This window comes from Sporolactobacillus shoreicorticis, assembly GCF_024125445.1.
GTDB classification, from domain to species: domain Bacteria; phylum Bacillota; class Bacilli; order Bacillales; family Sporolactobacillaceae; genus Sporolactobacillus; species Sporolactobacillus shoreicorticis.
The window spans coordinates 19,820-34,598 of record NZ_JAMXWM010000034.1 but is presented as its reverse complement, the minus strand read 5'-3'; the positions used below and the strand labels follow the sequence as shown (position 1 = coordinate 34,598).

The following is a 14,779-nucleotide window of genomic DNA, read 5'->3' as shown; positions in this document are numbered from 1 at the left end:
GTAGAAAATTATTTTTCTTTCTTTTCATCCACGGCTTTTTCTTTCGCCTGCCGCTCTTCTTTTCTTTTTTGCTCCTCATCCATATTCTCTTTTATTGATGTGAACATGTTCCGATGCGCTTGACAAAGATCTGTCCAGCGCTTAACAAACCATTGCTCATCTAATTGTCCTGAATATAGGTATCGGCTGAGCAATTCAGCATGTGCACTTGGAAATAAAAGAAAATGGACGAGAACGTCTTTCTCTTCATCAGTCAACGGACAAACTGAGCTGTACGATTCATAAAAGTCGCGCCAATTCGTTTGCTCCGATCCAAGCATTACATTCGCCTGTTCAAAAAGCATCGCGGTTTCCACAATAAAAAAGCCGTCCTCGCTATTTTCAAAATTCGTGAGACAGCTTCTTTCATTTTCAATCAGCAAATGGAGTGGACTCAGGCGTCCATGACAGAGTGCGCGCCTCATCGTCTTATTTTTGCCTTCATCATCTTTGTCATGCGAAAAAAAGTCATGCGAGCGCTGCATATTCTCAAGATAAATGAACGCAGACTTAAGCACAGCTTGCTCAAATGGAGAGGGGTAGACGTGGTGCTCCGCTTTATAAAGAAACTGCTCCCAAACCATTTGCCGCTGATTCAGCACACGCACCATGTCTTGATAAAGGCCGGAACAATCCGCTTTCTTCTCAAGTGTTTTTCGATGCAGCTGGCCCGTCTTGATAAAAAGGTGCCTGTATCGTTCCTGAAGATTTGACAAGTCAACGGTTTCATTGAACCATGGCAGCAAATAATAGCTTGTTTCTGTTCCGCGAATTACCAGATCGCCATACTTAGAAGGAAGTGGGCAGACCGCATCGATGACCATCCTTCGAATCAATGCATAGACAGTTTGAAGACTGCGGATCTGCCGATCATTCAACGCTTTTTGCTTTAACGCGAATGAGCCTGCCGGAGTATCGACACGAATCAAATTCCCTCGAACAGAAAGATTATAAGGTACGAGATCATACTGAAAAAGTATTCGATTAATCCGATTGTTGTCCGTCTGCTCCATGTGCCGCACCTCCACCCGCATCCTCGGATTGCGTAAAAACGGAGTTGAATAAATGAATCAGCTTAACCTTTCGATCCCATATCTGCTTAAACTCCCGGACTGAAAACTGGTCGCTTTGTATTTGTGGTATTTGTTCCTTGTTGATCCCGTATTCAAGCAGTCGCATCCATTCGTCGGGTTCCAGCCACTCCGCCTGAAGCAAATCGATGGTTTCACGGTCAAAAAACTTTTGGTTCTTTAATGCCTGAAACAGGTTGTTCATTGACTGCTTTCCATGTTCCATGCTCTCTGCCATAAAGAAACGAGCGAGTAATCCACACCCATCCACCGGTCGCGACTGTCCAAGTTCAAGGAATAACGTGTCAAAAAGCGCGCTGCATGACCGGCCGGAGAAATCTTCCGGCAGAATAAATGCTGAACTTCGGTTCTGATAAGGTTCTCTCAATCGATCCGCATCCTTTGCGCGGGCACACGCTGATGAAAAGCAGGCAGAAATGATTTTCCATGCATCCTGATCTTGGACTCCGATCTGCTTCGCCTGCTCATACAGGCTGCGCACGTGAACCGACGTAGCGTGCGGAAGCACTTCAGCCGGAACATCGCGGCTATGTCGGACGAGCTGGCCCACAACCGATGCCCATAGTGCCTCATTTCCTTCCAAAGCAGTCGGCTCTGATGGCGCGTCATGACAGGTTACCGAAAAGCGGCCGATCCGAATCGACGGCAGTCCCGAGCGAGTCACATACATTCGATCAATGAAAAACGCATCATTGATCAAGCGCTCGCGCCATTTCAGATGCAGCTTCAGCAAAGCCTCATTTTGCCATATTCTTATCTTCTTCCTGCCTCTTTCTGTTTCTACAAGAAGCGGCCGATCCTGAACGACCCGCAATTTTCCAAAATAATAATTGGCCTGCACGGCAGACAAAAGGGCATCTTGCTCATTTATCATCCTGTGTCGCCTTAGCCGTCTTCGGTATATAGAGGAGTTCGCCTGCTTCTATGTCTCCTGAAGTCAAATCATTTTTCCGCAGCAGACTGGTTACCGGAACATGATAACGTTCCGAAATTTTTTCTAGCGAATCGCCGGATTGGACAATACATATTTTCAACCGGGTTTTTTGTTCTGCTTCATCACCGGCAAGCATTTTGGTTAAAAACAGACCGGTCGTATCGGCCTTTTTCTCTTTTTCCGTGTTCTCAGCATCTTGTGCACTTTCTGTCTCAGGAGTATCGCTCTGAGCTGCGGGAGCCGGAGTTGGCGGAGCGGCAGGCTGCGTGCCTGGGGCAGCCGCTTCCGAACGACCCGAGGACTGTCCTTTAAAGGCAACGAGCGGTGCACCGTCTTCCTGAGGTTCGTCCTCAGGCTTCCTGAATGCCTCATATTGAAAATCCACATCCGTATCTTCATTAAATTGGTCTGTCGGCATTTCCTCAAATTCATCGGACAGATCATCGTCCACCGTTCTTTTACTCTTAAATATTTGTTTTAATGTTTTTTTCTCTGCATCCTTTTGCTCATGTTTTTCCTCGACTTTGGACGAAGGCTTTTTTTCAACTGCAGGTTTTTTTGTCTCAGACTTTGTTTCCGCCGCTTTCTTTTCCACCTTAGCAGGCTTAACTTCTTTTTCCGCTGGTGCTTTGTTTTCAGGTTTCGCTTCTTTTTTTGCAGATACTTTCTCCTCAGGCTTCTTTGCCGGCGCCTTTGCTTCAGGTTTTGTTTCTTTTTTTACAGGTGCCTTTACTTTAGACTTTTTCGTTGGTGCGTTTTCTTTCGATGCTTCCGGTTGAGGTGCGACAGGCTGCTCGATCGGTGCCTGAGTCTTTGGTTTTTCAGTTCGATCACCCGAATTCGTATTTGTCAAACCGGTGATTGCGATATCCGCTTGAAGCTGAATATGCCGATGCTCGGACAGTTCGTAATCAAACGAATCAATGACAACAAACAGGTTCTCCAAGTTGGGCACGCGATCAGCCGGGATGGTAATGTCGATTGGAAAGTGATGTTCAAGCGTATCCGTGCCATTTCCCGTGTCCATAATTTCGTCGATGGTTCGAAAAGGTGCTGAATGATGATCCGCATCGCCGGTCGTATTCGAAATCTCGGCAGGTTTGTATTCTCCTGTGAGGCGAAGAAAGCCTTTAATGGTGACATCATTCCAATTTTCTTCCACTGTAATGTCCGGCTCTAGAGCCATGGATAGTATTTCTTCAGCAGGTGCGTCATTTCTTAGCCACACCGATTCATTTATTGAAAATTGCAAGCGATCATTCGAAGATTGAGACATCCCTTCCACCCTCTCATCCGTTCTTAATACTGTTCTATGCATGAAGTATGGAATTATGCCCAATCGTTTCTGATCATAAATAGGACAGGTAGGGTTTGTTCAGACGATTGACTGCATCTCTCTGTAAACACCTAACAAAAAAGTAATTAATTTAAAAAAAAGAAAAACCGGACATAACTGTCCAGATTTCCCTGACCGAAACATAAACGCTCGCCGCACACATTGGAACTTGTTAGAATTTTTTTCAAAGTGATCGACCGCTTCGAAAAGGAAGACGGTCTTTTCTTTCTCACATTTTTTCAATGTATACCCCTTCATCCTTTTTCCATTCACAATAAAAGATCTCTTTGTAACTGTGAATATGATGCGAGCGAAGGTTCTTCAACAGCCAATCCTCATTAAGTCCCGCTGCCTTTAAGTTGCCCCAATCGACTTCGCCATCATCAATGATAGTCACGGGTAAATAAACCGGTTTTCTCGGTTTTTGCAGATCCTCCATTGTCGGTTGGGTATACTGCGATTTTTTCAATACGCTTACAGTCCCGTCGGTCTCTAAAATTGCATAATCGACTTCACGAATAGAAAAGACATCCTTTCTTCTTAACAGATTCTGGAGCATATCGATATCCAGCTTCTCTTTCTTCATCATCTCCCTGTCCATGTGACCGTTTCGAATGATAATCGACGGCTGACCTTCAAGAAAACTGCGAGAACCGCGGAATTTCTGCGTACACCATTCAACAACATAGATCATCAATCCCCACAGTGCAACCGCAAACAAAATGGATCCAATTCCGATTTCCTTGTCATACAACGCATTTCCGACTAATTCGCCAAGAACAATGGCAGAGATAAAATCAAAAGCCGTGATCTGAGCAAGCGTTGCCTTGCCCAATATTTTGGTCATGAAAAAAAGGGCTGTGAACCCGATGACCAACTCAATTGCAATACGAACAAAATGCATAACTCGATCACCCTCAGATCGTACAATCTCAAACTCATGCTTAGTGTTTCTCAGCCTTTCATTTTTTATAAGTGCCAGATAAAGAAAAAGCCGGAATGCATGCATTCCGGCCATTTCACCTGATTATTTTGATTCCGCAATTTTCTTAAACGCATGCTCTGCGGCACGAATCGTTTTCTCGACGTCTTCCATCGAATGCTTCGTTGACAGGAAGACACCTTCGAACTGAGACGGAGGCAGCGAGATTCCCTGTTTAATCATTTGCGCAAAATACGTTTTAAAATGATCAAGATTCGATGACTTCGAACGTTGATAGTTAATGACTTTTTGATCTGTGAAGAAAATCCCCATCATTGCGCCTGCCTGATTAACGGTAAGCGGGATGCCGTATTTTACCGCGGCGGCTTTATAACCCTTTGCCAACCGATCCGCTTTCCTGCGGAATTCCGGGTAGTCTTCCGGTGTCAGCTGACTGAGCGTCATATACCCTGCTGCCATCGCAATCGGATTGCCCGACAGTGTTCCTGCTTGATATACCGGCCCTTCCGGAGCAATCTGACTCATGATATTCATGCGGCCGCCGTATGCACCAACAGGCATACCGCCGCCGATTACTTTTCCTAGCGTTGTTAAGTCCGGTGTAATACCGAAATAGCCTTGTGCGCAGTTATAGGCGACTCGAAAGCCAGTCATCACTTCATCAAAGATCAGCAGAGACCCGTATTCTTGAGTTATTTCTCTAAGCGCCTGCAAGAAGCCTGCAACCGGCGGAACAACACCCATATTCCCGGCGACCGGTTCGACAATCACACAAGCAATATCATGACCATATTGTTTAAAGACCTCCGTGACCCGCTCTGCATCATTATAAGGAACGGTTAAGGTATCTTTGGCCAGCTGCACTGGAACACCGGGACTGTCGGGCAGTCCAAGCGTTGCGACCCCGGAACCGGCCTTTATAAGCAGTGAGTCGGCACTGCCATGATAGCTGCCTTCAAATTTTAAAATCTTATCCCTGCCTGTGTACCCGCGTGCAAGTCGAATCGCACTCATCGTTGCTTCGGTTCCTGAATTGACAAATCGGACTTTCTCCACTGATGGTACACGATCAACAACAAGCTCTGCAAGCTTCGTTTCAAGCAGCGTCGGGGAACCGAAACTCGTCCCTTTTTCAACGGTTTCTTTGATAGTGTCAATCACTTTTTCATCGGCGTGACCGAGAATGAGCGGTCCCCAGCTTAATACATAGTCAATGTACTCATTCCCGTCCAGATCATAAATTTTTGATCCTTTTCCGTGATCCATGAAAATCGGACTTAAATCAACAGACGGAAAGGAACGCACCGGACTGTTGACCCCGCCGGGCATAAGCGGTTTCGCCCTTTCATAAGCGGCAATTGATTTACTGAAATTCATGTTCTTTTTCTCCTCTCGGTCGTTTCCTGATCTATGTATCTTTCGGCAAGTAGTTCTCATTAGTCAAAAGGCGCTGAATGATGGAGCCCTTGTTCAAAAAGTGCATCTTTTTTCCGAATAAAAAAGCATGCATCAATACCGGAGATGCACGCTCGATGCCGTTCATAGTGACTGCAAAAATGCCAATTTATTTATCAAAAATGCGCCGCATGCGACTTTGCCACGTCTATTTTAATTCAAAAACGGGTCAAGTGCACGCCATGCATCTTCTTTTCCCATTCCGTTAAATGAGGAAAACAGAATCAGCAGATCATCTGCTTTTAATCCCAGATCATGCACAATGATCTGTTTATGCTTTTGATACTTGCTTTTGGGGATCTTGTCCGCCTTCGTTGCAACAGTGATCACCGGATGGCCATAATAAGCGAGAAATTCATGCATTTGAATATCTTCCTTGGACGGTGGATGCCGTAAATCCACCAAGTGAACAACAGCGCTCAGTGCTTCGCGCTCAGTAAAATAAGCCTCAAGCATCCGTCCCCATGCTTCTTTATCCTTTTTCGATACCTTTGCGTATCCGTAGCCAGGCACATCGACAAAATAAAACGCATTATTGATAATGAAATAATTCAGCTTCTGAGTTTTACCAGGCTTCTCAGAGATTCGGACAAGATTTCTTCTGTTCAGCATTTTATTAATAAAGGATGATTTGCCGACATTGGAACGTCCGGCAAGCGCTATTTCAGGCAATCCGTTCGTCGGATACTGCGCCGGTCCTACCGCACTAATCAAATAATCTGCTTGTGTAATCTTCAACATCATCTCTCCTCAGGCCGCCATTCCGGCGATCTGCTCATGTATACACATTCTATCTTAATTCTCCTGGTGCTGTCCAATGGTAAACGAATTAAAAACGCAGGTTTGATCAAGGATATTGGTTATGCGTTGAAAACGATTGAACTTTGCGAGACACCGCGTGGCTATGGGTCAAAATCAGGCTTTATACACGAAAAAAGAAGTGAACTATACCTTTAAACAGCTCGCTTCAGAAAAAAAGACTGTCGACTCATAAAGTCGGCAGTCACAACGGCGCGTTCGGTTATCCCTGCTTTTCCACTCCCGCATCAATCGAACGTGCAGACAGTGTATGATTACTCAGAATATCGGCAAACGAAGCATGAGGATCTTTTTTGATTTGTACCTCTTCAGGATAGAGGCAAAGTTCAAGCACCTGGTGCAACGAGTCAACCGGAATGATTTCTGCCTTTTCATACTGCTTCAAGGTTGCCTGCATATTCTCGACAGGTATAATCACTCGTTTTGCTCCCGCTTCTACCGCCGCAGCAATCTTCGCCATCACGCCGCCGATCGGCTTAATCTGTCCGTGAAGACCGAGTTCACCCGTCATAGCGATGTCCGGGTGGACTTTGCGGCGTAGAATTGCCGAACTGATCGCAACTGCCATCGAGATTCCCGCAGACGGTCCATCAACAAGTGCGCCGCCGGGAAAGTTCACATGAATATGATAACGGTACGCAGAAAGGCCCATTCGATTAAGCACTGTGAGCACATTTTCGACTGATGCCCGTGCCATGCTTTTCCTCGTAATTGTTCGTGATGACGAACCGAGTGACTCCTCTTCTGCAATCCCGGTAATGGTTAAGCTGCCTTCATGGCGGCTTTTTACTGCGGAAGCCTCAACCTCCAGCAGAACACCTAATCCCGGCCCATAAACAGCCAATCCGTTGACAAGCCCGATTTCAGGTGCAGAAGGAACCTTATGATTGGGCTTCGGTGTGAGTCTGCTGGAACGCACAACCCATTCAATCTGTTCCAGATCAATGGTACCCGGTTTCGCGTTTTCTGATGCGGCTACACCGGCAGCAATCTGAATCATGTTTACGGCTTCTCGTCCACTCTTCGCGTAATCTGCAATTTTCTCTAAGCATTCATCGGACACATCAAGGCTTAATTTCGTGGCGGCCCGCTTTGCAATCAAACGAATATCCGCACGACTTAAGTCAGAGAAGAAAATCTCAAGACAGCGTGAACGAATAGCCGGTGGAATTTCTTCAGGCCGACGTGTTGTCGCGCCAATTAGGCGAAAATCTGCAGGTAATCCGTTCTTAAAAATATCATGGATGTACGCGGGAATTTGGCGATTCTCTTCATTGTAATAAGCACTTTCCAAGAAAACTTTACGATCTTCCAGTACTTTCAAAAGCTTATTCAATTGAATCGGATGCAATTCACCGATTTCGTCAATAAAAAGAACACCGCCATGTGCATGCGTTACAGCACCTTCTTTCGGCTGCGGGATACCCGCCTGGCCCATTGCGCCCGCCCCCTGATAAATCGGATCATGGACGGAACCGATCAACGGATCAGCAATTCCGCGTTCGTCAAAACGCGCGGTCGCCCCATCCAATTCCACAAATGGAGCGGACGGTTTAAATGGCGAATCCGCATTCTTTTTCGCTTCTTCAAGGACAAGTCGTGCTGCAGCTGTCTTGCCGATACCAGGTGGTCCATAAATAATCACATGCTGCGGATTCTTGCCACATAGGGCAGCGCGTAAAGCAACAATTCCATCATGCTGTCCGATCACATCGTCAAGCTCTTTCGGACGAATACGTTCTGAAAGCGGTTCGGACAGTGATTGACGACGCATCCTGTTCAATTCGTCCATTTCCTTTTTTGATTCCTTATCAATCGAAATTTTTTGCACGTGCTGATTGCGCAGCAAACTCCAAAAATACAGTCCAATAATCGCGCCAAAAAAAATTTGTGTGAAAATTAACAGTAACATCCAACTCATAGTCATTCTGCCTCCCATAACAATCGCCCTTGAAAGCCGACCTGCCTGATTGTCCATCTTTACAAGGCATTATTTCCAAGACAGAAGCGAGTTAAACCAATACAATGAAAAACTTGGTTAAAGCTGGTGTTCAAGAAAAACCAGGCCACGCCATCTTTGTTGAACCGTTCAAACTAACCTTGCGAAATTTTTTTACTTTTCTTATTTACGCAAAAAAAGATCCCTAATTTAATCTTAGGGATCTTGTGTTTCAGCTATTATTCAGATGAGCTTAGGCACTTTCCTTCGGTGTTTCAACACTAACTTCAGTTCCATCCGTCAAAATCAAGGTTGGCCGTACTTTGTCTTCAACCGTTTCTTTTGTAATCACACACTTCTCAATATCATCACGCGAAGGAAGTTCGTACATAACATCAAGCATCATGCCTTCAATAATCGAACGCAAACCGCGGGCACCCGTTTTGCGCTCGATGGCCAGCTTAGCAATAGCCTCAAGCGCATCATCTGTAAATTCCAGATCGACATCGTCAAGTTCAAGCAATTTCTTGTATTGCTTTACTAATGCGTTCTTCGGCTTTGTCAGAATATCAACAAGTGCCTTTTCATCAAGCTGTTTTAATGTGCTGATCACCGGAAGACGTCCGATGAATTCAGGAATTAAGCCGAATTTCAACAAGTCTTCCGGAAGCACATTTTTCAGTGCATCATCACGATGCATTTCCTGACTCTTGCTGCCTGCTCCGAATCCAATTACTTTTTTGCCGAGACGACGTTTGATGATCTGCTCTACACCGTCAAACGCGCCGCCGCAAATGAACAGGATATTCGTTGTATCAATTTGAATAAATTCCTGATGCGGATGCTTACGGCCGCCTTGGGGCGGTACACTCGCTACTGTTCCTTCAAGAATCTTCAGCAGAGCCTGCTGTACACCTTCACCGGAAACATCACGCGTAATCGAAGGATTTTCCGACTTGCGGGCAATTTTATCAATTTCATCAATGTAGATAATGCCTTTTTCTGCCTTCTCAACATCATAATCAGCTGCTTGAATTAATTTTAACAGAATATTTTCCACATCTTCACCGACATAACCGGCTTCAGTAAGTGAAGTCGCATCCGCAATCGCAAACGGCACATTCAAGATGCGCGCCAACGTTTGAGCAAGCAGGGTTTTCCCGCTGCCGGTCGGTCCGATCATCATAATGTTGCTCTTTGACAGTTCGACATCATCCGGCTTCTGCTTGCTGTTAATCCGTTTGTAGTGATTATATACGGCTACAGACAAACTTTTCTTCGCGTCATTTTGGCCGATTACATAATCTTCCAAGATGGAGCAAATTTCCTGCGGCTTCGGAATATCCTTAAATTCAACTTCTTCATCCGTACCTAATTCTTCTTCCACGATTTCCGTACACAACTCAATACACTCATCACAAATATAGACGCCGGGTCCAGCCACGAGTTTGCGTACCTGATCCTGGGTTTTTCCACAAAAGGAGCACTTTAATTGCCCTTTTTCTTCATTAAATTTGAACATCCTTTCACCCCTATTCATGCTTTCATTACCGAAGTTTCAGACAAGAGCGAAGCTTTAACCAATTTAATCAATCAGTTATCGAAAGCCATATTCTATAGCTTTCCCTTTTTCACATAAATCGTATTACCGATGGAAAAGCATTTCATGTCGAAGCCATTGTCGGTTCAGCTGCCTTCATCATTAGTTTAAGGCTAACCAGCCAACCAAAAAAACGTGCAATCAGGCCATGGTAAGTTTTCACAACCAGATCAAAGTACCGGCACCTCATGCACTCCGACTTCTCGCCATTCAGCAAGTTTTCTTATGTAGGCATTGTAACATAAAAAAATGCTTCCGATAAGCCATATGCCTTATCCCATAAATTATGTATAATAAAGAAAAACTTGGCGAAGCCTAGTCGCCAGACGACGGCCAAGCCTTAGTTTTTCTTATACTAACTACCGATGAGCTTTTTTGTTCCTTTTTATAAAGAAAGAAAAAATTGCTTTTCTTCTTAAAAAAAGAATCATTGGGGACGAGATCGGCCGCCCGCCAACGATCTATTATGACTTAGCTCATTTTTCTTCGGCTGCTGCTTTCGGCTTGCTGTTTTCAACAAGGAAGTCAACGGCCTTGCGCAGTTGAAGGTCGCCTTTAATGAAATCGGTGCCTCCCATTGCTGTTTTAATCTGATCAGTACCAATTTTGTATTGCTCAGCCATCTTTTTCAGCTCTTCTTCAACTTCTTCCTCTGTTGCTTCGATTGATTCCGCTTTGGCAATTGCTTCAAGTGTCAGATTGGCACGTACACGTTTTTCTGCATCGTCCTTCATCTGATCACGAAGTGCGTCTTTGTCATTCCCGGAAAACGAAGTATACATGTCAAGTGTCATCCCTTGACCCTTCAGACGTTGTTCGAATTCCTTAAGAATGTTGTCCTGTTCGTTGGAAATCATAACTTCAGGAATATCAATTTCAGCATTATCGGCAGCTTGCTGAACCACACTGTCACGTTTGCTGTTCACTGCATCTGCTTCTTTATGCTCTTTTTCGTGATTCTTGATTTTTTCTCTCAGTGCCGCCAGTGTCTCGACTTCTTCATCAACATCTTTGGCGAATTCATCGTCAAGTTCAGGCAACTGTTTCTGTTTGATTTCATGAACAGTAACCTTGAAGGTCGCTTCTTTACCCTTCAATTCTTCAGCATGATAATCTTCCGGGAAGGTTACCGCAACATCTTTTTCTGCGCCTGCTTTGACACCAATCAGTTGGTCTTCAAACCCCGGAATAAACGATCCGGAGCCGATTTCAAGTGAATAATTTTCCGCTTTTCCGCCTTCGAATTGTTTTCCGTCGACGTAGCCGTCAAAGTCAATAACAACTGTGTCACCTTTTTCCACTTCACCGTCTTCTTTAACCACAAGTTCCGCATAACGTTCCTGAAGGTGCTTGATCTCATGATCGACATCCGCGTCAGTCACTTCCGTGCTCTTTTCTTCAACTTCAAGCCCTTTATAGTCGCCGAGCTTAACTTCCGGCTTAACCGTTACGTCTGCCTTAAGCACTAATTTCTTACCTTTGCCGATTTCTTCGACATCAACTTGCGGCTTGTCTACAGGTTCGATACCTGTTTTGTCAATTGCTTCAGAATATGCATTTGGAAGAACAAAATCAATAGCATCCTCGTAAAGAGCTTCTACACCAAAGCGTTGTTCAAAAAGAACACGTGGTACTCTGCCCTTACGGAATCCGGGTACATTAACTTTCTTAACTACCTTTTTGAAGGCCTTATCCAATGCCTGACTAAAACTTTCGGCATCCACTTCAAAAGTCAGCGTGCCGACATTGCCTTCTTTTTTTTCCCATTTTGCTTCTACAGTCATTTATTCTTTACCTCCACCATCTATCTTCATGCTTTTTCAGCATATTGGCTTTCTGCCTGAATTGCGCACAAACATCCCGCCATTTGTTATGCCGACTCGAGAGTACCGCAAGCGGCACCCTTCAGCAAAGCAATGACAACCCTGTTATTATAACATAAGAGTTTCCTGTGAAAAACTTATTTGTAACAAATTATCGACATAAGTGCCCGTTTCAATACTTTAGGACCAAATACCATGTGCCTCTGCCTCGAGCAGTAACTGTTCAGCCAACTGATAATCATCTTCGTTCACATGAAAACGTTCAAGCATTCTGCCGATCTCATGTTGTGATTCTGCAGCCGTCGCACGTATACAGAACACTGCTGCCCAAACATTTGGCGAATTCGGCAGAAGCGGCTTCGGATAGAGATTCATGGTAAACATTCGTTCCATTTCAACCGCAAGATCCGCAAGCGTTGGATTATTCGAATCCATTTCACTTCGGATTTCTTTTTCGATTTGATCAGCTAAATTCTTATGAAGAAATTCTTCACTCTCTAATCGAGCCTTATAAATATGTCCAAACTTTCGAACCGAGATCTCTTTTGCAAGATCGCCTTCTTTGATCGCGCAGAGAAGCATTGTCTTTATCTCAGAATGCTGCTTTTCATCAAGGAGAAATCGCCTGATTTCCGGGAGGTGAGATACTTTTAACTGATCGGCCAAATTATGAAGCAGCATCATCTGACTTTTTGAATCCGCTTTTTCAAGAGCCAGCCAATCTACCGATTCTCCTTCACCATGCTCTGCATATTCCCGATTCGGCTCATTTTTCGTTTGATCACTCAAGGAGTCATCGTTCCACTCAGGTTCATGAAGACGAATTTGACAGAACTTCTTCATTTGACGAAGAAATTCCTTGAGTTCCGGGGGAAGCTGCCTCTTTTTGCCCACGGACATAATCTTATGAAGCGCGGTTGTATAATCTTTTCGTTCAATGAGAATCGTCAGGTAGAGACGAAATACGTCAAAATAGTAAGGCGTATTCTCTTCCAGCAGCATGACGACGGCCTCTTCTGCCTCCTGATAATCGCCAAGCTCGACAGAGCATACCGCCCATCCGTACAGTGCACGAATGTCATGCATGTTTCGGCTAAGCAATTCGCCAAACAACTCGCGCGCATTTCCGTATTTTTTCTCTTCAACCAGCGACATCGCCTTGCTAAGCAAACGATCCTCCAGATTAGGAAACTTAATCAGCTTATTGCTGCCGCTGTTTCGCTTACCTTTATTTTTCATCTTGCCGTCCCGCTTCCATCACCTTTTTTTTAGAATATCAGTTTCCCCTCGGGTTATCAATGAGTACTTGGAAGCGACCCGTCTCTTTTTATTCGAATGAGAATGCCCATGCACCTTTTCGGAATACCGGCACTCGGGAACCATCTTCCGTTATTCCATCAATATCGAGTTCGCCTGATCCAACCATGAAGTCTTCATGAATTAAACTGTCATTGACGCCCGCTCTGTCTAAACCCGCTTCGTCTAAATCATTTCCGCCCTTGATACAGGTTGGATAAGCTTTGCCAAGTGCCAAGTGACAGGATGCATTTTCATCAAATAGTGTATTATAGAACACGAGCCCCGATTCAGATACCGGGGAATGATGTGGTACAAGTGCGACTTCCCCGAGACGCCGTGCATTCGGATCCGAGTCCAGCAAATGTTTCAGCGATTCTTCACCCTTCTCCGCCTTGAAATCAACGACTTCGCCATTTTTAAAAGTCAATGAAAAATGGTCAATAACACGCCCGTCGACGTTCAGCGGCATTGTACTGGAAACCGTCCCGTTTACGCCTCGTTTATCAGGCAACGTAAAAACTTCTTCTGTTGGTATATTTGCATTAAAAGGAATTCCTGATGTTGACGGGCTTGAACCGCCGCTCCAAATATGTCCGACCGGCAAGCTGATTGTCAGATCGGTACCCGGCGCATGGTAGATCAATTGTTTGAACCTTTTGCGGTTCATGAAATCGCTCGCCTTATGTATGGTTTCATTATGGACATCCCACGCGGCAATGGGATCTTCATTTCCGCTTACTCTGCTGATGCGTAGGATTTCTTTCATTAGAAGATCCTGTGCTTTCTCCACCGGTTGATCCGGAAAAACCTTTTTTGACCACGCCTTTGTTGGATAAGCGATAATGGACCATTGTGTCTCATCCTTCATAATGCAGGCCATATATGATTTGAGTCCGTTACTCGTTGCTTTCATGAATGCGCCAACGCGTGCTCCGTCAATTTGATCCAGCAAATCGGGATTTGGTCCGTAAATATGCAGTACCGCATAATTATCTTTGACCGCTGAGTTCTGTGCAACGAATTTCCACTCAGGAATTTGTTTCAGTGCCTGCTCCGGTGCATATTCCAGACGCAGACGGTGAGTTTCGTCATCACCCCACTGCATCGTCACATCCTTTGCGCCCACTTTATACGCTTCTTCAGCAACAAGATTGGCAAATGGCGCGGCTTCAATCGGAGAAGTAAGATAAAGTCCTTGCCCCGGCTGCAGATTAACACCTGTTTTTATCGCTAATTTCGCAAATTTTTTTAATGAATCGTTAAATTGTTCCATGTTATTACCTCCGCATCTATTTTTTTATTATAACGAAATTGCCGCATATGGAAAACATTTGGCCTTAAAAGCAGCAATAGAACGCATCAAGAACATACATTCGTGTATAATGATCGTAAAGAGCCCTGCTCTACAGCAATCGGGACAAAAAAATCACGGAAGGAAAGAAAAATATGAAAAATAATAAAATGACAGATGGATCGAACATGCGCTGGGAATCAAGCCAAA

General features: G+C 44.7%; 11 protein-coding genes. All 11 read right to left on the bottom strand.

Going from position 1 to position 14,779, the window contains the following annotated elements:
• Window positions 1–8: 8 nt before the first annotated feature.
• Entirely contained in the window at window positions 9–1,052 is a 1,044-nt protein-coding gene (locus tag NIE88_RS19550) for a protein kinase family protein (protein WP_253065009.1), read from the bottom strand.
• Window positions 1,024–2,004, bottom strand: coding sequence for a hypothetical protein (locus tag NIE88_RS19545; protein ID WP_253065007.1), 981 nt, complete (start codon window positions 2,002–2,004; stop codon window positions 1,024–1,026). The genes NIE88_RS19550 and NIE88_RS19545 overlap by 29 nt, the downstream gene beginning before the upstream one ends.
• Window positions 1,994–3,340: a LysM peptidoglycan-binding domain-containing protein gene (locus NIE88_RS19540; protein WP_253065005.1), complete on the bottom strand. Its 1,347-nt coding sequence runs from the start codon at window positions 3,338–3,340 to the stop codon at window positions 1,994–1,996. Before NIE88_RS19540 ends, NIE88_RS19545 begins: the two co-directional genes overlap by 11 nt.
• Before the next feature lie 289 nt (window positions 3,341–3,629).
• Complete coding sequence (locus NIE88_RS19535; protein WP_253065003.1) at window positions 3,630–4,304, bottom strand: DUF421 domain-containing protein; 675 nt, start codon at window positions 4,302–4,304, stop codon at window positions 3,630–3,632.
• Between the two features lie 123 nt (window positions 4,305–4,427).
• Window positions 4,428–5,720: a glutamate-1-semialdehyde 2,1-aminomutase gene (gene hemL, locus NIE88_RS19530; RefSeq protein ID WP_253065001.1), complete on the bottom strand. Its 1,293-nt coding sequence runs from the start codon at window positions 5,718–5,720 to the stop codon at window positions 4,428–4,430.
• A 231-nt stretch (window positions 5,721–5,951) separates the two neighbouring features.
• Window positions 5,952–6,536: a ribosome biogenesis GTP-binding protein YihA/YsxC gene (yihA, locus tag NIE88_RS19525; protein WP_253064999.1), complete on the bottom strand. Its 585-nt coding sequence runs from the start codon at window positions 6,534–6,536 to the stop codon at window positions 5,952–5,954.
• A 283-nt stretch (window positions 6,537–6,819) separates the two neighbouring features.
• The gene (lonB, locus tag NIE88_RS19520) at window positions 6,820–8,538 is read right to left on the bottom strand and encodes an ATP-dependent protease LonB (RefSeq protein WP_253064997.1); all 1,719 of its coding nucleotides are present in this window, start codon (window positions 8,536–8,538) and stop codon (window positions 6,820–6,822) included.
• A gap of 271 nt (window positions 8,539–8,809) precedes the next feature.
• Entirely contained in the window at window positions 8,810–10,078 is a 1,269-nt protein-coding gene (gene clpX / locus NIE88_RS19515; protein ID WP_253064995.1) for an ATP-dependent protease ATP-binding subunit ClpX, read from the bottom strand.
• Between the two features lie 554 nt (window positions 10,079–10,632).
• Complete coding sequence (gene tig / locus NIE88_RS19510; RefSeq protein ID WP_253064993.1) at window positions 10,633–11,940, bottom strand: trigger factor; 1,308 nt, start codon at window positions 11,938–11,940, stop codon at window positions 10,633–10,635.
• Between the two features lie 219 nt (window positions 11,941–12,159).
• Entirely contained in the window at window positions 12,160–13,218 is a 1,059-nt protein-coding gene (locus tag NIE88_RS19505) for a tetratricopeptide repeat protein (protein WP_253064991.1), read from the bottom strand.
• Between the two features lie 88 nt (window positions 13,219–13,306).
• Window positions 13,307–14,551, bottom strand: coding sequence for an aminopeptidase (locus NIE88_RS19500; RefSeq protein ID WP_253064982.1), 1,245 nt, complete (start codon window positions 14,549–14,551; stop codon window positions 13,307–13,309).
• Window positions 14,552–14,779 lie beyond the last annotated feature (228 nt).

Coding starts and splice junctions, on each gene's coding strand:
- NIE88_RS19550 (WP_253065009.1), bottom strand. CDS start 1,052: ATGGAGCAGACGGACAACAATCGGATTAATCGAATACTTTTTCAGTAT.
- NIE88_RS19545 (WP_253065007.1), bottom strand. CDS start 2,004: ATGATAAATGAGCAAGATGCCCTTTTGTCTGCCGTGCAGGCCAATTAT.
- NIE88_RS19540 (WP_253065005.1), bottom strand. CDS start 3,340: ATGTCTCAATCTTCGAATGATCGCTTGCAATTTTCAATAAATGAATCG.
- NIE88_RS19535 (WP_253065003.1), bottom strand. CDS start 4,304: ATGCATTTTGTTCGTATTGCAATTGAGTTGGTCATCGGGTTCACAGCC.
- hemL (WP_253065001.1), bottom strand. CDS start 5,720: ATGAATTTCAGTAAATCAATTGCCGCTTATGAAAGGGCGAAACCGCTT.
- lonB (WP_253064997.1), bottom strand. CDS start 8,538: ATGAGTTGGATGTTACTGTTAATTTTCACACAAATTTTTTTTGGCGCG.
- clpX (WP_253064995.1), bottom strand. CDS start 10,078: ATGTTCAAATTTAATGAAGAAAAAGGGCAATTAAAGTGCTCCTTTTGT.
- tig (WP_253064993.1), bottom strand. CDS start 11,940: ATGACTGTAGAAGCAAAATGGGAAAAAAAAGAAGGCAATGTCGGCACG.
- NIE88_RS19505 (WP_253064991.1), bottom strand. CDS start 13,218: ATGAAAAATAAAGGTAAGCGAAACAGCGGCAGCAATAAGCTGATTAAG.
- NIE88_RS19500 (WP_253064982.1), bottom strand. CDS start 14,551: ATGGAACAATTTAACGATTCATTAAAAAAATTTGCGAAATTAGCGATA.